Source organism: Synechococcus sp. MU1642, from assembly GCF_020514115.1.
Classification (GTDB): domain Bacteria; phylum Cyanobacteriota; class Cyanobacteriia; order PCC-6307; family Cyanobiaceae; genus Parasynechococcus.
The window spans coordinates 80,173-97,288 of the sequence record NZ_VTKZ01000006.1; the positions used below are offsets into that span (position 1 = coordinate 80,173).

Consider the following 17,116-nt stretch of genomic DNA (forward strand, 5'->3'; position numbering starts at 1 on the left):
GGTCATGGTCTCCAGGGCCCACGCGCGTGATGCGTCAGTTCTCGAGCAGGCTGCGCAACAACCAGGGGGGGTCATGCACCTGGAGGCGTTGGGTCAAGAGATCTGAACTGGGTTGATCGTCGGCCGCATCAGCCAGGGAGAACATGCTGCGCGCTGTTCGTGCCACCGCTTCAGGGTCGGCCACCAGCTCCCGCACTATGTCCAAGGCCGGAGCATTTCGCTCGGCTTCCGGGATGGAGGACAAGCACGCCAGGGTGCTGCCGCCATGGGGGGCCGTCAGGCCGAGGGGTCGGATCCCTTCGGCAATTTCATCCAGTGCGGTCCAAAGCTCGGTGTACTGCGTCATCAATATCAGGTGCAGCGTGTTGAACATCGGCCCGGGGACATTCCAGTGAAAACCGTGGGTTTTCCTGTACAGCACGTAGGTGTCCGCCAAAAGTCGCCGAGTCCATCGGCGATGGTGTCGCGCTGCTCTTGGGAACGACCGATGTCAATGTCCATGGCGTGGTGGTGAGAGTTGGACGGTTGGTTCAGGAATCAAGGCTCTGGATGTAATCCCGGACTTTGCTGCGTCGTTGGGGTTGTCGCAGTTTGAGCAGGGCGCGGGTTTCGATCTGACGAACACGCTCTCTGGAGAGTTTCAGTTCTTCCCCGATTTGGGCCAGGGTCTGGGGAGTGTCGTCCTCCAAGCCAAAGCGTCTTCGCAGGACAGCGGCCTCTCTGCTGGTGAGTTCGTCCAGGAGATCCTCCAGATCGTTGTGGAGTTCGTCGATGGTCAGGGTTTGCTCGGGGGTGGCATGGCCGTCTTCGATTAGGTCCCCGAGCTGGGTGTCTTGGTCACGGCCGACACGGGTGTCGAGTGAGACTGATCGCGGCACCCTGGCCAGGGTCTGGCGCACGGTCTCCTCACTGATGCCCAGCTCGCGCGAGAGGTCTGCGATTGAGGCGATGCGTCCTTCGTTGCTCGCAATCTCTTGCTGGACCCGTTTGATCCGGTTCAGTTTTTCGGTCACGTGGACAGGCAAGCGAATGGTTCGGCTCTGCGTGGCGATGGCCCGCGTGATGCCCTGACGGATCCACCAGTAGGCGTAGGTGCTGAAGCGGAAGCCTCGGGTGGGATCGAATTTCTCTACAGCCCGTTCCAGCCCGAGCGTTCCTTCTTGGACCAGGTCGAGGATTTCCATGCCCCGTTGCTGATATTTCTTCGCCACCGCCACCACCAGGCGCAGGTTGGCCTGAATCATGTGGTTCTTGGCTCGCCGACCATTGCGGAGAGCCAATCTCAGCTCTTTGGCTTCCAGTTGGGCCTGTTCAGCCCAGGCTTGGTAGCCCAGATCGATCCGCTCCTGTAACGCCTCCAACGGCAGTCCGGCCGCCCGGGCCCATTCCTGCTTAGTTGGCCAGTGGCTGTGCTGGTTGGCCTCGCGGCGTTGTAGTTCTTCGAGACGGTGCAGCTCTGCGATTGCAGCATCGCTCTCGGCTAACTCTCGTTGTTGCAGCAGCAGCGCTTCGCGGCGCTGTACCAGACGGGCCAGGGTGACCTCCTCTTCATTGGTGAGCAGGTCGACCCGGCCAATGTCCTGGAGATAAAGTCGCAGCAGATCCGTCGTGCCGCTGCTGCGGCGCTCACGGGTTCCCCCTGTCCGTCGGGGCTTGCTGGGCAAAAGCTGGCCGTGGTGAAGTCCAACTTCAGGGTTCCTCGTCGTTGACTGCGGTGCTCAAAAAGCGCTGAATCCCTTCGGGATCTGGTTAAGCCCCTAGGTCATGCCATTCGTTTCTGGGGAGCTGGGCATCACAACGCTTGGGAGTCATTGTGGGCACGTCAAGTCCGTCGTTCTGACTGGGTCAGCGATTGATCGTTCTGGCTCTCCTGACGGGAACTTGGCTTGTTCTGCGTCAGCAGTTTCAGAAACCTCGATCGTCGAGCCCCTTCCGTCTGGAGTGACATACGCTCCGATCCAGCTGGCTGGTTTGCCGGATTTTTTGGAAATCGGTGTCGCGAATCAACGCTTGGTTCTTGACGTGCGTGCCCAAAACGACCGCCAGTGGCAGCCGCGCTTGGTTGTGAATGACAAAGGTCGTTAGGAATACACCCACCGGCAGAGGCCCGGTGCTCCGGAGTTGCCTTTGCGAGACATTCAAGCCTTGTTGCGCTCTCCACCGGATTACGCAAAGCGACGTTGCGTCAATCAAAAACCTCTTGGCCGCGTTGGATCGAAATGGCGTCACCGTGGTGATCGCAGAACCGAATCGCCTTGGTGCGTCAGGTGAGTGGAATCCATGACGTGGCGAAATGCGGATTAGTCACTCCGTTGTAGGCAGGGGAACCCAAGCATTTCGGCGCGTTCTTAACCATGAAGCCATCCACACAGCACAAAGCTTCGCTGAAGGATCGATTCGCAGTTTTCCCAAACCGTTGGGGTTGTCCCGACGCATCGATCGGCAAGCGTTGCGGCACCTTGAAGGACAGGTCTATGCCAATCAAGACGATCCAGAGACCGGGGCTTTGCTGCTAAAGGTTCACTGTCGGAGCTGAGTCAGCTCGACTCAGACGTCCTCGTCGCTGGGCTCGACCCAGGTGCTGGCCACATGCAGTTCCTCCAGCTGCTTGTCGGCCACGCCCCCTGGGGCATTGGTCATCAGGCAGCGGGCCTGCTGGGTCTTGGGGAAGGCAATGGTGTCGCGGATGGATTCTTCGCCGGCCAGCAGCATCACCATCCGGTCCACACCGAAGGCCAAGCCGCCGTGGGGAGGTGCGCCTAAATCGAGAGCGTCCATGAGGAAGCCGAATTGCTCCTGGGCCTCCTCGAGGGGCAAGCCAACCGTCTGCAACACCTGGCGCTGCAAGGCGGAGTCATGGATGCGCAGGGAGCCGCCGCCGAGCTCAAGGCCATTGAGCACAAGGTCGTAGGCCTGGGCCCGGGCTGCTGGCAGGGTGTCAGCCCATTTCGACGCATTGCTGCCGAGATCTTCAGCATTGGGAGCGCAGAATGGGTGGTGCAGGGCCTCGTAACGGTTCTCGTCGCTGTTGAACTCGAACATCGGGAAGTCCACCACCCAGAGGAAGTTCCACTGGTTGTTGTCCCGGTCGGCCTTAACCATGCCCAGCTCCTTGGCCAGGTATTGGCGCACCCGGTCGAGGGCCTTGTTCACCGTGGCGGTGTCGCCGGCGCCGAACAGCAGCAGGGTGCCGGGTTCCGCGCCGGTGCGGCTGAGCAGCTCCTGCTTCTGCTCATCGCTGAGGTTGTCCTTGATGGCGCCGATCGTGTCGATTTCGCCGCCGTCGCGCACGCGGATGAAGGCCAAGCCACCGGCACCGGCTTTCTGGGCTTCACTGAACACATCGCCGCCGGGCTTGATCCGCACGTTGCTCACCGCATCGTTGCCGTTGGGTACTGCGATGCACTTCACCGCGCCGCCGGATTTCACGGCACCGCTGAACACCTTGAAGCCCATGTCCTTGACGATGTCGCTCACGTTGGTGAGCTCCATGCCGTAGCGGGTGTCGGGCCGGTCGGTGCCATACCGCTCCATGGCGTCATGCCAGGTCATGCGGGGGAAGGGCCGCGGCAGTTCGATGCCCTTTATGGCCTTCCAGATGGCGCAAATCAGGGATTCGTTCAGCTCCAGGATCTGCTCCTGATCCATGAAGCTCATCTCGATGTCCAGCTGGGTGAATTCCGGCTGGCGGTCGGCGCGTAGGTCTTCGTCGCGGAAACAGCGGGCCACCTGGTAGTAGCGCTCGATGCCGCCTACCATCAGCAGCTGTTTGAACAACTGGGGGGACTGGGGCAGGGCAAACCACTCGCCGCCGCAGACCCGGCTGGGCAGCACGTAGTCGCGGGCACCTTCCGGTGTGGAGCGGGTCAGCACCGGGGTCTCCACTTCGATGAAGCCGGCATCCTCCAGGAAGCGTCGAGCGGCCTGGATGGTCTGGGCCCGCATCCGCAGGTTGTCGTTCATGCGCTTGCGGCGCAGATCGAGATAGCGGTGGCGCAGCCGCAGCTCTTCGCGGGTGTTCTCTTCGTCGTGCACCGACACGGGGAAGGGCAGGTTGCCCTTCACGTTGTTCAGCACGGTGATGCCGCTGGCCAGAACTTCCACGGCCCCCGTGGCCAGCTTCTCGTTCAGGGATTCGCCCGGCCGGGCCCGCACTTTCCCCTCAACCTGCAACACGGTTTCGCTGCGCAGATGCTCGGCAACGGCGAAGGCGTCGGCGCCCAGATCCGGATCCACCGTGATCTGCACCGTGCCGCTGCGGTCCCGCAGGTCGATGAAAATCACCCCACCGTGATCACGGCGTCGATCTACCCAGCCGCACAGTTGCACCTTCTGATCGATGTTCTGTTCGCGCAGGTCACCGCAACCGTTGCTGCGCATGGGATGTCTCAACTGGAGAAGAGCGAGTTTCCCACAGCAGCGGTGAGCTTCAGGCGCGCTTGTAGAAGGGCTTGCGAACGACCGTTGCCGGTTGGGCCTTGCCGCGGATCTCAACACTCAGTTCGGTGCCGAGCTTGGCGAGGGATGGGGGCACGTAGGCCAGGGCGATTCCTTCTTCCAGGGTGGGGGACCAGGTGCCGCTGGTGACGATGCCAACTGTCTCCCCGTTGTGCATGACGGAATAGTCGTGGCGGGCGATGGCGCGGCCCTGCAGCTTGAGCCCCACTAGGCGTTTGGCGGGGCCGGATTCCGCCGCCTGCTCCAGTGCCTTTCGGCCGACAAAATCCATGGGCATTTCCAGGTGCACGAGCCAACCCAACCCCGCCTCGAAGGGGTTGGTTTCATCGTTCATGTCCTGCCCGTAGAGGTGCATGGCGGCCTCCAGCCGCAAGGTGTCCCGCGCCCCCAGGCCGCAGGGGGCGACACCGCGATCCAATAAAATTTGCCAGAGCTTTTGTCCGTCGTCGGCGTTGAGCAGCAGTTCTGCACCGTCTTCGCCGGTGTAGCCCGTGCGAGCACTGAACACCGGTTGGCTCAGGCTGTTGAGACTGAGCATCCTGTGGCCGAAACGGGGCAAGCCGCTGAGGTCTTCACCACTCAGCTCCTGCAGCAATCCCATGGCGTCAGGGCCCTGGAGAGCGAGCAGCACCCCGCCGTTTTTGATGTCGGTCACCGTGAGGCCGGCAGGTTCCATCTGTGAACGGATCCAGGCGGTGTCGCTGTCGGCACAGGCGGCATTGATCACCAGCACCAGCGCGCCCCGTTCGGCATCGATGGCACCGCAGTCGTAAACGATGAGGTCGTCGCGAATGCCGCCGCGCTCGTTCAGCAGAACGGAGTAGCAGGCTTCGCCGGGACCGATGCGGTGCAGGTCGCTGGGGATCAGCCCTTGCAGCGCGTCCTTGGGATTGGCGCCTTCGAGGCGCAGCACACCCATGTGGGAGATGTCGAACATGCCGACCCGTTCGCGTACGGCCTTGTGTTCTTGGATCAGGCCGCTGAACTGAACTGGCATCTCCCAGCCGGCAAACGGCACCATGCGGCCCCCGGCGTTGCGGCAGGACTCGAACAGGGGAGTGCGCTGCAGAGACATGGGGGCGGCGGATGGGAAGCGCATTCTTATGGAGGGCTTCACGATCCGGAAGGGAACCCGGAAATTTGCCCCTCTCCATGGTCTTTTTTGTAGGACGTCACTAGCTTGAGCGCGTTTCCGGGGCGCTTGTTTGGCCACCAGCTCCTGCTGTCGCAGTTGTCAGTACTGCACTCTGCCGGCAAGTGCGAAGGGGTGGTGCCGACTGCGACGGTTGGAGGTGCATGCAGAGCTGGCGGATCTGATGGTCTGTCACCACTGGACCCCCCGTTCCCCCAAGCTTCCGGCTCTGCAGAGCAGCGGCGTTGGTGAGCGTCAGCTGGAACTGGATCGCAGCTTGACGTGAGCCTGGATCCATCCATGGCTCCGCCCTTGCTGATGGCCTCCACCTGCTGATCGCGGGATACTGCAGCCAACCCACGTTGTTGCCTTGTCCGCCTCAGCTCCGCTGACTCCTCTGGAACTCATCCAGGAACAGCCTGAGGTGGATCGCCTGACCCTTCCCACCGGCACAACCGTGTTCCGCGCCGGCGAGACTGTGCAGTACATCCATGTGATTGAACGGGGATGGGTGGAACTGAGCAGCGGTCCGTTGAACCGCATCCGCTTCGGTCCCAGTGAGTTGTTTTTCTATGAGGATTTAATTGATACGACCGAGTGTCATAGCCGTGATGCCACAGCGGTGACGCCCGTTTCGCTGTTCCGCCTGAGCCGCACCAATTTTTTGGCGCTCATTCACCGGCACCCAACGCTGGTGCTGCAATTGCTCAGCAAACAGCACAACCGATTGCGGCAGCAGCGCACTGATGCGCGTCACTTCTATTGATCGGCACCCAGCAGGAGGAGCAGGCTGCGGGTCACCTTGGCGGCCAGCACGGAGCTGATCCCACTGGTGTCGAGTTGCGGTGCCAGTTCCACCACATCGGCCGCCACCAGATGATGCTCCCGGAGCACCGCGATCAGGCTGGCGAAATCAGACCAGTGGTAACCACCGGGTTCAGGGGTGCCCGTACCCGGCAGAACTGAGGGGTCAAACCAGTCCAGGTCGACGGTGAGATAGATCGGTTTTCCTCTCAAGGGAGCGAGGGCCTTTTGAAGGGCATCGATGCTGGGCATCCACCGGCCGCTCTCGTGCAGTTCGGTGAATTCTTCCCGCGTGCCACTGCGGATCGCGAGTTGAAACAGCGTCTGGCTGGGAAGAATCTCCAAACAGCGGCGCATGGCGCAGGCATGGCTGTGGCGGGCCCCCAGCCAGCTATTCCTGAGATCGGCATGGGCATCCAGCTGCACCAGCACCAGCTCGGGGTAGCGTTGCGCCACGGCCTCCACGGCACCGGAGCTGATCGAATGCTCTCCGCCCAGCATCAGAGGCCTGAGACCCAGTGCCAGCACGGCTTCGGTCGCCTGCTTCACCTTGTTTACAACGGGCTCAGGGTTGCCAAAGGGAATCTCAACGGCACCAAGATCGGCAAAGTCAAGATCCTCCAGATCCAGTTCGAGTTGGGGGCAATAGGTCTCCAGCCCAGCACTCACCTCTCGGATGGCGGCCGGGCCGAAGCGCGTGCCAGGCCGAAAGGAGGTGGTGCCGTCGTAGGGCACACCAAAGAGGCCAACACGGCAGTCGGCGGGGTTGCGCCTGGAGCCCATGAAAATGGTCCCGTCGCTGTCGAACAGCCCATTCGGCGGATAGACCGTCATGACTGCAACTCCCGTTCCACGAAGGCGGGGATGGCGTCCATGGCTCCCCGCTGCCAGCGCGGTGACCAGATCTTGCAGCCTGGGGCGATGGCCTTGCTGCGCTCGGGATCCGGAGTGCGGTAGCGGGGTGTTCCCATCGCGGCGAAGGTCCAGCTCCACCAGCCGCTGGGATACATCGGCACCCAGCCATAGAGCGGGTCGGCGTGGTCAAACACTTCGCGCAACAGGCGCACCATGGCGATGTGGACATCGTGGAAGGCTTCGGGAGATTCGCTCTGTGTGCCGAACACGCCCCCGGGCTTGAGCAGACGTCGGCAGTTCTCGAAGAAGGCGCGGTTGAACAGGCCTTCTGCCGGTCCGGCGGGGTCAGAGCCATCCACCAAGACAACGTCGTAGCTCTGGTCTTCGGCATCGGCGGCCCAGGCGATGCCATCTCCCACCGTGAGCTGGAACCTCGGATCGGACCAGGCAGATCCACCGATGTCGGGGAGGTGCTCTCGGCTGAGCTCCACCACCCGCTCGTCAATCTCCACCATGTCCAGGCGCTGGACATCTGGATGGCGCAGGCATTCCCTTGCGGTGCCGCCGTCTCCGCCGCCGATCACCAGGATCCGTTCGATCGAGCTGGCACTGCACAGCGCTGGATGCACCAAAGCCTCGTGGTAGTGGCGTTCCTGCTGCTCTGCTGTCATCCAGCAGCCATCCAGCAGCAGCCCCCGTCCATAGCGCTCACTGCGAATCACGCTGATTCGCTGGAACGGACTGGTCTCTTCGACCAGCACCTCTCCCTTCAATCCGTAGCGGACGCCGCGGTGCTCTTCGTCAATCCAGTTGCTCATGGGGCGCGGTGGGCATCTTTCCAGCTAAGGACCCGGGGGGCCTGTTCTCAAACACCAGATGTAGTGCTTTAGGGATTGACGAACGCAATTTGTGGAGGTCAAAAGTGTTTGGTTGGGGAGCTGCTGTGGAAGAGGGCAGCTCCAAAGCCTTACTCGTCAGATCAAGGCTTTCGTAGTGCGGCTAGATCACAGGTTCGAAGCACGTCTCTCCTCTTCCGACACATCACCGTGGCGGATCATCCTGTTGTCCTTGGTCCAGGAGAACGGCGGTGCAAGACCTGGTCGTGAACGAGCGGTTGACTATTCCATCTAAGGAGCTGCGTTGGCGGTTCAGCCGTTCATCCGGTCCTGGTGGGCAGGGAGTCAACACCACCGATTCCCGCGTCGAGTTGTTGCTGGACGTGGCGAACTGCACTTGTCTGGGTCCATTTCGCCGCGCCCGACTGCTGGAACATTTCCAGCCCCGGTTGGTGGATGGTTGTTTGCGGGTTGTGGTCGCTGAAGAACGCTCCCAGTGGCAGAACCGTCAGAAGGCACTACATCGCATGGGGGAGCTGCTGAGGGAGGGCTTACAGCCACCGCCTCGTTCCCGCAAAGCCACCCGGCCGGGTCGCGGTGCGGTGAAGCGGCGATTGGACACGAAGAAAAAGCGTGGTGACCTAAAGCGTCAACGGCGCAGCCGGCCATACCCGGAAGATTAATGACGTAAGACGATCAGGATTGTTCCGCCCGGATCGCCGCCTTGGCCTGCTTCCAGAGGGTTTCCAATTCGTCGATGCTGTGGCCCTGCAGATCTCCACCCAGGGCGGCTTCAACGCGAGAGAAACGGTCGAGGAAGCGCTGATTCGTGCCGGCGAGGCCTTCTTCGGGCTCGATTTGGCACCAACGGGCCACGTTCACCAAGGTGAACAGCAGATCGCCCAGTTCCTCCTGGGCATGGCCTTGGTTGCCGCTGGCCACCGCCTCCATGAGTTCGTCCAGCTCCTCATGGACTTTCTCCCAGACGCCGGCCATGTCATCCCACTCGAAGCCGGCCTTGGCTGCTTTCTTTGAGATGGTCATCGCTCCAGCCAGCGCCGGTAGGCAGCGCACCTTGGTGCTGAGCTGGTCGCTGAGGGGACTGGTGGAGCAAGCCAGTGCCTCTGCCTGCTCCTTCAGCTTGATGGCCTCCCAGCTGCGTCGCACCTCGTCACTGGTGCTGGTGTGGGCATCGCCGAACACATGCGGGTGACGCCGGATCAGCTTTTCGCTGATGCCATCGGCAATCGCATTGAGATCGAAGCGTTGCTCTTCTCCAGCGATCTGTGCATGAAGCACTACCTGGAGGAGAAGGTCGCCGAGTTCCTCCTTGAGGTGGTGGTCATCGCCATGACGGATCGCATCAGCCACCTCGTGGGCCTCTTCCAGCACGTAGGGCACCAGGGATGCATGGGTTTGTTCCAGATCCCATGGGCAACCCGTTGTTGGATCCCTGAGTTGTGCCACAACATCGACCAAACGTTCTATGGCATCAGACGGAGCGTTGGCCATGCAGGGTCAACAACTGGGGCAAGGTCCACCTTCTCACCGCTGTCGTTTTTTCGACCATTCTTGGGGCCATGGGTCGCCATCGAGGACTAGGTGGATCCATGCGCTGCCCTCCAAGCCCACCAGCAGAGCGATTAACTCTTGTGGGTGCTGATGCATCAGCTGCTGCAGCGCCGCCAGGAGCATCGCTGGCGAGAGCGTAGGAACCGCCAGGGTGACGATTAAGCACCAGGTGAGCAGTACCCCTAGGCGCGCGGTCGTTCCCAGCACCGGGCCATGGGACCAGAGCGAGCGATGGGGAATCAGGAGGCGATAGGGCCACCAGAGAAAGCCGAGGGCTCCCCACCGTCGCAGCGCATTGGAGCGGGTGTCGAGATCGGGGGACAGCCACAGACCACCGGCCCAACAGCTGGCTGCGGCGATCAAACCTTCCGCCCATCCCAGCACCAATCCAACGGCGATGCCGAGCGGCAGGCTCAGAATCCAGATGCTTTGGTCGTGGCGGCGACCCCTTGCCAAGTCTCTAGAGCTTCCTTGCGCCCCCAACCTGACGCGTTAGGGCAGAATCTGCCCGGTGGGGCGATTAGCTCAGAGGTAGAGCACCTCCCTTACAAGGAGATTGTCACTGGTTCGATCCCAGTATCGCCCATTCCCCCAAAGCAACCACCAGCATTGGCTTTTTTGCTCTGAGAAGGGAGGTGTGCAAAGGTGGGAGTACGCCAAAGAGCCTGATTGAAGGCCCACTGCGCGAGATCCGATAACTCGATTCCATGAACCGAAGATCCAGCACTCCCTCAAGGGAGTGGCGAAAGGTTGGCAGTAATGCCAGCCGAATTGACCTCAGCGGCTATGCATCGGCCCAACATCGTCGTTTCTTGAAAGAGGAAGCAGATCAGGCTCGAAGAGAGCAGATTCGCCGCTGACGATTTCTCAAACAGCTCAGCCGCGGCTGGGTCAACCCAAATGCAGGGGTGAGGCTTCTCCCCTATTCCCATTAAGGGGGCAGCAGACCTAGATCAGATGCAGGAGGTCTCATGTTGTTTGACCTGTACGCCCTGCTGATCGTGGCGACAATCACTGATGCGATCGTTGGTGTGATGACGTTGCTCGACGCCGAAGTCACAAGCCTCCGGCGGATGGCATGAGCGGTTGCTTTTAAAGCAGCCACTGTTGGCGATCGAGTTCAAAGGTTGCCGACCCTCCCAGTCAGGCCGCTGCAGCGATTAATCCTGCCAAGGGAGGCACCGGCAGAGGCAGCTTCAGGGCTGAGAACACAAATCCGAGAAGGAAGCCGCCCGTCAGGATTGAGATCAAGATGCCGATGGACATGACTCATGGGTGTCTGCGCGGATCTTGATGTTGTTCGTCGTTGTGCGCTTTCAACCGTTGCCGCCGTCATCCATGCCGCTTCGGATCAGGTTCTGCGTCAACCAGAGCAGACCGATGAAACCGGCTGTGACGATCAGCAAATACAAGATTCAAGCTGTGAGTCGGGAGTTAAAAACTACTCAGCGCGCGAACGAGCCATCTTTGAACTGTTGGCCTCTGAAGGCATGTGCTGATGCAACTGCTCCTGGCTGTAGTGGTCCCTGTGGTTTTGCTGGTGGGTCTCACCGCACTTCTGTCGATCGGCCGGCTGTCGTTCTCCCGCAACGCTGCATGGTTGTTGACACGCCAGAACAGCATTTGGATGACTGGAATCGTTGCCCTCGCTGTCGCTGCGGCGGTGGTTTCTTCGCGGCGTTGAGCCGCCTTTCTTATGCGGGTTCGCAGGCCTCGCCCATCACGTTGCCTTGGAATTGTTCAGGTCCGTGACCTTGGCGGACTTTCTGAGCACACGCCCTAAGACCAAGAGCAAAAAACCAAGCAGCGAGAGCAGCCACGGTGCGGAGTTTCAATGCGAAAGGAGCCATTACCCGTTCAGGATGGAGCGGGTAATGGCTGCCTGTCAGTTGGAGGCGTCCTTTTCGTTTCGCCTGCTTCAGATCTCGGTCTGAATCAGCGGCTGCTGGAGCGTTTGCGAACCACCCGGGGGGTTTCACGCTCTGTTTTGGCATCCTCTTCAGACACCGTCTTGTCTTCGCCGGCCGCTTCTCCTTGCAGGGGCTCGTCGTCGGGTTCCTGCGCTTCAATCACCCCGAGCACCATGGCGGCTTCTAGCTGATCGCTCATGTCACCGATGGTGAGCAGTGCTTTCAAGACCAGCTGGGACCGAGGCGCTTTGGGCAGGCCGGGACGGAGCTTCTTGGTGGTGTTCCAAAGCTCTAGGGCCACTTCCTTCAGTAGTTCCTTGTCAGCAGCCATTCGATTCGAACGTGAATCGCCCCATTCTCGTCATCGGGGGGTGATCCCCCTCAAAAATCAGAAGCAGAAGGGCAGGAATTGGGTGCGGCAGGCGGCATAGCCATCCACCAGGGGGCCCAGCCCGATCTGGTGAACGATGCCTGCACCGGTAAGCCCTTCGGTGATGATTCCGATCACGATGCCGAGCATGGCGGCACGGCCGTTGAAGCGTTCTGCCTTTTTGAGCTGCTCCATGTGGATGTCGCGGGCGGCGACGCCCTGGAACCAAGAATCGTTGGCTTGCGGAGATTTCATCGAACTGAATCTGCTGTTACAAAGCTTAATCCGAAAATCAGTTTTTCAGCAGCAGACGCTCCCCCGGTGTTGGATCGGTCCAGCTGCAGCTGGCCGGCAGCTGGGCTCCAGTGCTGGCAACAGATCCTTTCATTTGCAGGGCCCGACTCAGGACGCCGCCAAAGTGCACATCGCCGCCGGAGGTGCTGGCGAGGACCGTGGTGGGTTGGAAGCGTTCCACCAGTTGCGGCACCACCGAACAGCCTTTGACAAACGCCCCAAGCGCGGGCAACCCCAGATCCACCATCGGCGTGATCACGGCATCCAGCGGTTGCGGCTCCAGGGCTGGATCGAGAAAACCGTGGGGTTCCAGATAGAGCGATCCGGCCGGATGCTCAAGCAGATAGCCGTTTTCCACAGTCGGCACTGGTGCACCGGTGCTGGCTCGCACCTGTAGGCCCTGGCGGGTGGTGCTCTCTCCAGGGGAGAGAGCTTGCACGCTGGTGAAGCCCAAGCGTTCCACCACCGTTGCTGCGGCCACCGATCCAATGACGGGCAGATCCTTGGGCAGCAACGCCAAGGTCTCCGGATGGGCGTGGTCTGCGAGCCCCTGGGTGAGCAACAGCAGGTTTAGCTTCTCGGGCACGTTGCGCTCGCAGGGAAGCTCCCCCTTCAGCAGCCATTCTCCCGGGGGGAAACTCAGGCTGCCGCGCAGCCAGGGATCCACCAGAACGCAGAGATCATCGAATTCGAGCAACCAGCCATTGGCTCCGTAGTAAGTGGCGGCCAGGGTCATGACGGACTTTGCTGCCGCTCGCGGCAGTCGCTACAGAGACCGAAGAATTCAAGCGTGTGAAACAGGAGATCGAAGCCTTTGCGCCCGTCTTCGGGCACCTCCAGGTCGTGAATTGGGCAGTGGTCGAGCGCTTGTGTCTTGCCGCAATCGACGCAGGTGAGGTGGTGGCGATCCCGCTCCAGCGGCGCGTAGAGCGCTTCGCCATTGGGCAGGTGACGGCAGCGCAACAGCCCCCGTTGCTGCAGCTGCCGCAGATTGCGATACACCGTGGCCAGGCCCATGGCTTGGTCGGGCTCCAGGCTGCGGTGAAGTTGCTGTCCGCTCATCTCATCACCACAGGCCTGGAGGCTCGTCAGCAAAACCTTCTGGCGTGCATTGATCTGGGTTGAAGGGCGAGTGGCCATGGTTTTAAAGGGCGACCAACCTGCAGCCACTCAACATCACAGCGCTGGCTTCAGCCACCGATCAGCTGCTCGCTCAAGCTCCAGAGCCGCTGCCGTTCGGCGGGTTGGCTTGCTGCTGGGGCAACTCGGCAGAGTGTCGGTGCCCCCCGCAATCCGCCTAACTGCTCAGGGCCGTAGTGCTCGCCACCCTGCGCCGTTGCCGCGGTGGCGGCATGCAGTTGCGGCAGAGCACCCATGCTGGCGCTCTGAAAAAGGGGATCCATCAGCCGGTAGACCAGGGCTTCGAAGCGGTTGCCCACGCTGGCGATCGCGGTGGGTTGGAGTTCCGTGCGCGCGACTCCGGGATGGGCCGCCAGGGAGCGGATGGGGCTGTCCTGCTCGCGCAGGCGTGCATCCAGCTCGAGGGCAAACATCACGTTGGCAAGTTTGCTTTGGCCATAGGCCCTATAGCGGTCGTAGCCCTTGCTCCAACTGGGGTCATCCCAGCGGATCTTGCCGAAGTACTGCGCCCCGGAGGTCACCGTCACTATGCGGGGATCGGGCCGGTTCTGCAGCAGCGGCAGCAGGGCCTGGGTCAGGGCCATGTGCCCCAGGTGATTCACCCCGAACTGCAGTTCATGCCCCTGGGCGGTGGTGCGACGCGGCGGTGCCATCACACCTGCGTTGTTGATCAGCAGGTCAAGGCAGCCGTAGCGCTCGCCAACGGTGGCCGCCGCCCTTTGCACGCTGGTCAGGTCCGCCAGATCCAGGTCCACCAGATCCACCGCTCCCCCGTTCCGGTCTTGCAGCAAGTCTTGTTTGGCCGTCTCGGCTTTGCGGGGGCTGCGGCACGCCAGCACCACAGTGGCCCCGCAGCGTTTCAAGGCGCGCGCGGTTTCAAGGCCCAAACCGCTGTTGCCCCCAGTGATCAGCGCAGTGCGCCCTTGCTGGTTCGGGATGTCAGCTGCGGACCAACCCATGGATCGAGGAAGCGTGACGCCATTGTGCCGAGTTTGCTTTCAGGGGCGTCGTGCCAGGACCTCCAGCACGGTTGGTCCAACCCAGTAGCAACCAGGATCAGCGTGGGCGCGGGCGATTTCGTCCTGAGCCTCCAGTGCGTCGTCCGCATTCCAGTGGCCGAGCTGTTGGAGTTGCTGGCCGAACACCAGAACAAACCGCTCCATCCATTGCCCGGCCATGGAGGCGGCATCACCCAACACGGGGATTGGCTTCAGGTGCTCGATCTGCCATCCGCCCTGGTGCAGCAAACCGGGCAGTTTCCGGTTCACGTCGGGATCGCCCCCGTCCTGACGAAAACTCGTTTGACAGGCCTTGCCAAACCGCTGAATCGCCCGCCCGTGGGGATGCAGCCCGAACGTGTCCCAGTGAACGTATTCATGGAGGAGCCAACGGCCGCCCGGTGCGATGCATTGGGCCACACCAGTAAGGAGGGGCTCCAATTGGGGCAAGAACATGGCCACCCAGCGGCACCAGATCAGATCGAAGGATTCTTCCGGCCAGGGATCGCTGAGTAGATCCTGTAAACGGAGCTCCAGTTGATGCAAGCCGGCCTGCTCTGCCATGTGGCGACCCGATACCACGTAAGCCTCGCTGCGCTCCAACCCCAGGACGCGACCTTGGGCACCCACAACGTCGGCCAAATCTGCTGCAGCGAAACCTGGCCCCGCCCCCAGGTCGAGGACGGACTGACCCTTTTGGAGCCCGGCGCGCTGCCAGGCGGCTTGTGCAATCGGGCGCCAGAGCGTGTGCTGAAAGCGCAGGCGTTCCAGCTCCTCGGTGTGCGTTCCGAGCAGATAAGGGGTCTCCGGCATTGCGGCCCGTGAGCCTGGGCTCAGTCCTCTGGGAAGAGCAGCTCGGCCAGTTCGTCGGCGTCCACGTCGTAGACGCGGGCCAGGCTGGTTTCGATGGCGCTGGTCACCTCACCGGGGAGAAACCGCATGGAGTTCAGTGCGTCCTCGGCAATGTCATCGGTGAGCAGCTTGTCGTCGCTGTCCAGCTTTTCGTCATTGATCACCGCCATCACCCAGCTCTGATAGGCGTAGACCAGATCTGAGAACTCGAGTTCGGGATCGTTCAGGTCCAGGGCCATGGTGCGAATAGCCAGTCATCCCATTTTGACCTTTCGCAGGAGAGGATGAACAGCATGGATTCCGCTGATGCCACTGGCCTGCAGGCCACGCTGTTTGATTTTTCAATCGCTGAGCTGGTGCGGCAACACCGGGAGAGCTTCCAACCCCTGTGGACGGCAGAAAGTTGGGTGAAACTGTTGATTTGGTTGTCGCTGAATTGCGGCAGCTCCGGGGATGAAGCTGGCATGGCCCGTTTCGTCGAGGCGCTTGGACCAAGCCTCACCACCCGGATGCGGCGGGTGTTCTTTGAGCGGGAGCTGGAGGCCCTCGATCTTCAGGTGATGGCCGATCCGGCTGAGCAGCAGGTGCTGGTGCTGCCGATGGGCCCGGGTGTTCCCCTTGATCTGGAGCGTGCTGCCACGGTGATTGAGCAAGTGCAGTTGCAGGGCCATGTGGTGGCTGACCAGGTGCGTTGGCAGCAGCTCGATGCTGTGGTGGCGATTCCTCGTTTGGAGGCTGCGGCATGAACCTGATCGGGCGCTACACCAATCCCGGTTACGTCTCGGTGGCGGATGCGGTGCGTGAATTCTTCGACCGCCGGGTGGATTTGCAGCGGCCTGGCGTGGCCTTCGGGCCCGAGGGTGAGGGGGAACCGGCGAAGCAGAGCACCGACATCAGCCTGGTGGCGATTGATCGCTCAGAACCCGAATCCTTTGCCCTGTCGCAACTGATCCTGCGTGGGGTGACGGCCGGCTTGGAGCGTTATCTGCAGGACCGGCCGCTGTTCCGGCAGTGCTGCCCCCAGCAGAGTCTGTTTGTGAATCCGATCTTCAACCTCCAGCACTACGCCCCGGGGGAAGGGTTCAAGCGGTGGCACTGCGATTGGACCATCAGCGATGAGGCCACCGAACCGGTCCACCGGGTGCTGGCCTGGATTCTCTATTGCAACGACGTGGATGAGGCCGGCACCGAGTTCCACTGGCAGGACCACCACGAACCGGCTGAGCGAGGCAAGTTGGTGATCTTTCCCGCTGGTCCGTCCCACATTCACCGCGGACGGGTGAACGAGAGAGCCACCAAGTTGATCGCCACCGGTTGGATCAATGCCGGAGGCCAGGAGGACTACCTACGACGTCTCGCCAGTTAAATCGTTGGCTGCATCGCTTTTTGCTTCGGCCTGGAGCTGATTGGAGGGGCTGCCGAACCGGTGGGTTTGCTCCTTGGATGGGGGCCATTCCATCGGATGAAAGCTCCATTGGATCCACAAAGTTGCGCCTGTACAGCTCAAGGGCTGTGTCGCTGTCGGTGATCAGCAGATCCGGGCCAAAACCGCTGCGGGTTTGATCTGCGATTTCATCAACGAAGTTTTTCCGGGCAGACAGGGTCAGTTGCGGGCGGATGTGGGGATCCACGCTTCTGATGTGATCGATGGCTTCTTCGGTCACCTCCCGCAGCCGTTCGTAGTCCTTGCTGGAAATGGTTTCCGTGTTGTTGATCGTGCGCACCACCTTCACCACCACCGGTGGCCTCCAGGAGCTGCAGCCTGCGCTGGTCACGGCGAGTGCGATGCCCAGGCCAGATGCTGGATCCCGATCGCGGCCATGCCATCGCTTCGATAGGTCGACGGTAGGGACGTTGGCCATTGCGGGCAGGGCTTTGCGAGCATGGCCGGCTGA

22 protein-coding genes, 1 tRNA gene and 1 pseudogene are annotated in these 17,116 nt (G+C 61.5%); 7 read left to right on the plus strand and 17 right to left on the minus strand.

Annotated features, from left to right (window positions below; genetic code table 11):
- Positions 1–34: 34 nt before the first annotated feature.
- The 4 genes and pseudogenes from FZZ85_RS07620 to gcvT form a co-directional block, all read right to left on the minus strand.
- Positions 35–501, minus strand: a pseudogene (locus FZZ85_RS07620) (Dps family protein).
- A 29-nt stretch (positions 502–530) separates the two neighbouring features.
- Positions 531–1,664 carry an RNA polymerase sigma factor, RpoD/SigA family gene (locus FZZ85_RS07625; protein WP_226413783.1) on the minus strand — a complete coding sequence of 378 codons (1,134 nt, stop codon included), beginning with the start codon at positions 1,662–1,664 and terminating at the stop codon, positions 531–533.
- A gap of 883 nt (positions 1,665–2,547) precedes the next feature.
- Entirely contained in the window at positions 2,548–4,380 is a 1,833-nt protein-coding gene (aspS, locus tag FZZ85_RS07630; RefSeq protein ID WP_226413785.1) for an aspartate--tRNA ligase, read from the minus strand.
- A 49-nt stretch (positions 4,381–4,429) separates the two neighbouring features.
- Positions 4,430–5,533 carry a glycine cleavage system aminomethyltransferase GcvT gene (gene gcvT, locus FZZ85_RS07635; RefSeq protein ID WP_226413787.1) on the minus strand — a complete coding sequence of 368 codons (1,104 nt, stop codon included), beginning with the start codon at positions 5,531–5,533 and terminating at the stop codon, positions 4,430–4,432.
- A gap of 130 nt (positions 5,534–5,663) precedes the next feature.
- Here gcvT and FZZ85_RS07640 point away from each other — a divergent pair, with 130 nt between their 5' ends.
- Positions 5,664–5,876, plus strand: a complete 213-nt coding sequence (locus FZZ85_RS07640; protein ID WP_226413789.1) for a hypothetical protein — start codon at positions 5,664–5,666, stop codon at positions 5,874–5,876.
- Positions 5,877–5,960: 84 nt separating this feature from the next.
- Complete coding sequence (locus FZZ85_RS07645) at positions 5,961–6,356, plus strand: cyclic nucleotide-binding domain-containing protein (RefSeq protein WP_226413791.1); 396 nt, start codon at positions 5,961–5,963, stop codon at positions 6,354–6,356.
- Here the strand turns inward: FZZ85_RS07645 and speB are convergent.
- Both speB and speE read right to left on the minus strand, forming a co-directional pair.
- A complete protein-coding gene (gene speB, locus FZZ85_RS07650) occupies positions 6,350–7,228 on the minus strand; it encodes an agmatinase (protein WP_226413793.1) in 879 nt (292 codons plus the stop codon). The two genes, FZZ85_RS07645 and speB, sit on opposite strands and share 7 nt — an antisense overlap.
- Positions 7,225–8,067 (minus strand): polyamine aminopropyltransferase, encoded by an 843-nt coding sequence (gene speE, locus FZZ85_RS07655; RefSeq protein ID WP_226413795.1) that lies wholly within the window; start codon positions 8,065–8,067, stop codon positions 7,225–7,227. The genes speB and speE overlap by 4 nt, the downstream gene beginning before the upstream one ends.
- Before the next feature lie 269 nt (positions 8,068–8,336).
- Between speE and arfB the strand changes: the two genes are divergently transcribed.
- Positions 8,337–8,768: an alternative ribosome rescue aminoacyl-tRNA hydrolase ArfB gene (arfB, locus tag FZZ85_RS07660; RefSeq protein ID WP_226413797.1), complete on the plus strand. Its 432-nt coding sequence runs from the start codon at positions 8,337–8,339 to the stop codon at positions 8,766–8,768.
- Between the two features lie 13 nt (positions 8,769–8,781).
- Here the strand turns inward: arfB and mazG are convergent, their stop codons facing one another.
- Both mazG and FZZ85_RS07670 read right to left on the minus strand, forming a co-directional pair.
- On the minus strand, positions 8,782–9,597 hold the full coding sequence (gene mazG / locus FZZ85_RS07665; RefSeq protein ID WP_226413799.1) for a nucleoside triphosphate pyrophosphohydrolase: 816 nt from the start codon (positions 9,595–9,597) through the stop codon (positions 8,782–8,784).
- Between the two features lie 33 nt (positions 9,598–9,630).
- Positions 9,631–10,113: a metal-binding protein gene (locus tag FZZ85_RS07670; protein WP_226413801.1), complete on the minus strand. Its 483-nt coding sequence runs from the start codon at positions 10,111–10,113 to the stop codon at positions 9,631–9,633.
- 58 nt (positions 10,114–10,171) lie between these two features.
- Between FZZ85_RS07670 and FZZ85_RS07675 the strand changes: the two genes are divergently transcribed.
- A tRNA-Val gene (locus tag FZZ85_RS07675) sits at positions 10,172–10,243 on the plus strand.
- A gap of 557 nt (positions 10,244–10,800) precedes the next feature.
- On the opposite strand, the gene FZZ85_RS12080 is transcribed toward FZZ85_RS07675, so the two are convergent.
- Positions 10,801–10,923 carry a hypothetical protein gene (locus FZZ85_RS12080; RefSeq protein ID WP_255616081.1) on the minus strand — a complete coding sequence of 41 codons (123 nt, stop codon included), beginning with the start codon at positions 10,921–10,923 and terminating at the stop codon, positions 10,801–10,803.
- Between the two features lie 232 nt (positions 10,924–11,155).
- On the opposite strand from FZZ85_RS12080, the gene FZZ85_RS07680 reads away from it, so the two are divergent.
- On the plus strand, positions 11,156–11,341 hold the full coding sequence (locus FZZ85_RS07680; RefSeq protein WP_226413803.1) for a hypothetical protein: 186 nt from the start codon (positions 11,156–11,158) through the stop codon (positions 11,339–11,341).
- 251 nt (positions 11,342–11,592) lie between these two features.
- On the opposite strand, the gene FZZ85_RS07685 is transcribed toward FZZ85_RS07680, so the two are convergent.
- From FZZ85_RS07685 to FZZ85_RS07715, 7 genes are read right to left on the minus strand one after another with little or no spacing between them, the layout of a single operon-like run.
- The gene (locus tag FZZ85_RS07685; RefSeq protein ID WP_226413805.1) at positions 11,593–11,898 is read right to left on the minus strand and encodes a TIGR03894 family protein; all 306 of its coding nucleotides are present in this window, start codon (positions 11,896–11,898) and stop codon (positions 11,593–11,595) included.
- A gap of 57 nt (positions 11,899–11,955) precedes the next feature.
- Positions 11,956–12,192: a chlorophyll a/b-binding protein gene (locus FZZ85_RS07690; RefSeq protein ID WP_186494091.1), complete on the minus strand. Its 237-nt coding sequence runs from the start codon at positions 12,190–12,192 to the stop codon at positions 11,956–11,958.
- 37 nt (positions 12,193–12,229) lie between these two features.
- The gene (locus FZZ85_RS07695; RefSeq protein WP_226413807.1) at positions 12,230–12,967 is read right to left on the minus strand and encodes an MBL fold metallo-hydrolase; all 738 of its coding nucleotides are present in this window, start codon (positions 12,965–12,967) and stop codon (positions 12,230–12,232) included.
- Complete coding sequence (locus FZZ85_RS07700) at positions 12,964–13,371, minus strand: transcriptional repressor (protein WP_226413809.1); 408 nt, start codon at positions 13,369–13,371, stop codon at positions 12,964–12,966. The genes FZZ85_RS07695 and FZZ85_RS07700 overlap by 4 nt, the downstream gene beginning before the upstream one ends.
- 50 nt (positions 13,372–13,421) lie before the next feature.
- Positions 13,422–14,330 carry an oxidoreductase gene (locus FZZ85_RS07705; protein ID WP_226413811.1) on the minus strand — a complete coding sequence of 303 codons (909 nt, stop codon included), beginning with the start codon at positions 14,328–14,330 and terminating at the stop codon, positions 13,422–13,424.
- Between the two features lie 39 nt (positions 14,331–14,369).
- A complete protein-coding gene (locus FZZ85_RS07710; RefSeq protein WP_226413813.1) occupies positions 14,370–15,182 on the minus strand; it encodes a methyltransferase domain-containing protein in 813 nt (270 codons plus the stop codon).
- Between the two features lie 20 nt (positions 15,183–15,202).
- Positions 15,203–15,460, minus strand: coding sequence for a hypothetical protein (locus tag FZZ85_RS07715; protein ID WP_011365486.1), 258 nt, complete (start codon positions 15,458–15,460; stop codon positions 15,203–15,205).
- 54 nt (positions 15,461–15,514) lie between these two features.
- On the opposite strand from FZZ85_RS07715, the gene FZZ85_RS07720 reads away from it, so the two are divergent.
- Both FZZ85_RS07720 and FZZ85_RS07725 read left to right on the plus strand, forming a co-directional pair.
- Complete coding sequence (locus FZZ85_RS07720) at positions 15,515–15,967, plus strand: protein phosphatase (RefSeq protein WP_226413815.1); 453 nt, start codon at positions 15,515–15,517, stop codon at positions 15,965–15,967.
- Entirely contained in the window at positions 15,964–16,587 is a 624-nt protein-coding gene (locus FZZ85_RS07725) for a 2OG-Fe(II) oxygenase (protein WP_226413817.1), read from the plus strand. The genes FZZ85_RS07720 and FZZ85_RS07725 overlap by 4 nt, the downstream gene beginning before the upstream one ends.
- On the opposite strand, the gene FZZ85_RS07730 is transcribed toward FZZ85_RS07725, so the two are convergent.
- The gene (locus FZZ85_RS07730) at positions 16,541–17,083 is read right to left on the minus strand and encodes a hypothetical protein (RefSeq protein WP_226413819.1); all 543 of its coding nucleotides are present in this window, start codon (positions 17,081–17,083) and stop codon (positions 16,541–16,543) included. The genes FZZ85_RS07725 and FZZ85_RS07730 overlap by 47 nt on opposite strands.
- Positions 17,084–17,116: the final 33 nt, after the last annotated feature.

Coding starts and splice junctions, on each gene's coding strand:
- aspS (WP_226413785.1), bottom strand. CDS start 4,380: ATGCGCAGCAACGGTTGCGGTGACCTGCGCGAACAGAACATCGATCAG.
- gcvT (WP_226413787.1), bottom strand. CDS start 5,533: ATGTCTCTGCAGCGCACTCCCCTGTTCGAGTCCTGCCGCAACGCCGGG.
- speB (WP_226413793.1), bottom strand. CDS start 7,228: ATGACGGTCTATCCGCCGAATGGGCTGTTCGACAGCGACGGGACCATT.
- speE (WP_226413795.1), bottom strand. CDS start 8,067: ATGAGCAACTGGATTGACGAAGAGCACCGCGGCGTCCGCTACGGATTG.
- mazG (WP_226413799.1), bottom strand. CDS start 9,597: ATGGCCAACGCTCCGTCTGATGCCATAGAACGTTTGGTCGATGTTGTG.
- FZZ85_RS12080 (WP_255616081.1), bottom strand. CDS start 10,923: ATGTCCATCGGCATCTTGATCTCAATCCTGACGGGCGGCTTCCTTCTC.
- FZZ85_RS07680 (WP_226413803.1), top strand. CDS start 11,156: ATGCAACTGCTCCTGGCTGTAGTGGTCCCTGTGGTTTTGCTGGTGGGT.
- FZZ85_RS07685 (WP_226413805.1), bottom strand. CDS start 11,898: ATGGCTGCTGACAAGGAACTACTGAAGGAAGTGGCCCTAGAGCTTTGG.
- FZZ85_RS07690 (WP_186494091.1), bottom strand. CDS start 12,192: ATGAAATCTCCGCAAGCCAACGATTCTTGGTTCCAGGGCGTCGCCGCC.
- FZZ85_RS07695 (WP_226413807.1), bottom strand. CDS start 12,967: ATGACCCTGGCCGCCACTTACTACGGAGCCAATGGCTGGTTGCTCGAA.
- FZZ85_RS07700 (WP_226413809.1), bottom strand. CDS start 13,371: ATGGCCACTCGCCCTTCAACCCAGATCAATGCACGCCAGAAGGTTTTG.
- FZZ85_RS07705 (WP_226413811.1), bottom strand. CDS start 14,330: ATGGGTTGGTCCGCAGCTGACATCCCGAACCAGCAAGGGCGCACTGCG.
- FZZ85_RS07710 (WP_226413813.1), bottom strand. CDS start 15,182: ATGCCGGAGACCCCTTATCTGCTCGGAACGCACACCGAGGAGCTGGAA.
- FZZ85_RS07715 (WP_011365486.1), bottom strand. CDS start 15,460: ATGGCCCTGGACCTGAACGATCCCGAACTCGAGTTCTCAGATCTGGTC.
- FZZ85_RS07720 (WP_226413815.1), top strand. CDS start 15,515: ATGGATTCCGCTGATGCCACTGGCCTGCAGGCCACGCTGTTTGATTTT.
- FZZ85_RS07725 (WP_226413817.1), top strand. CDS start 15,964: ATGAACCTGATCGGGCGCTACACCAATCCCGGTTACGTCTCGGTGGCG.
- FZZ85_RS07730 (WP_226413819.1), bottom strand. CDS start 17,083: ATGGCCAACGTCCCTACCGTCGACCTATCGAAGCGATGGCATGGCCGC.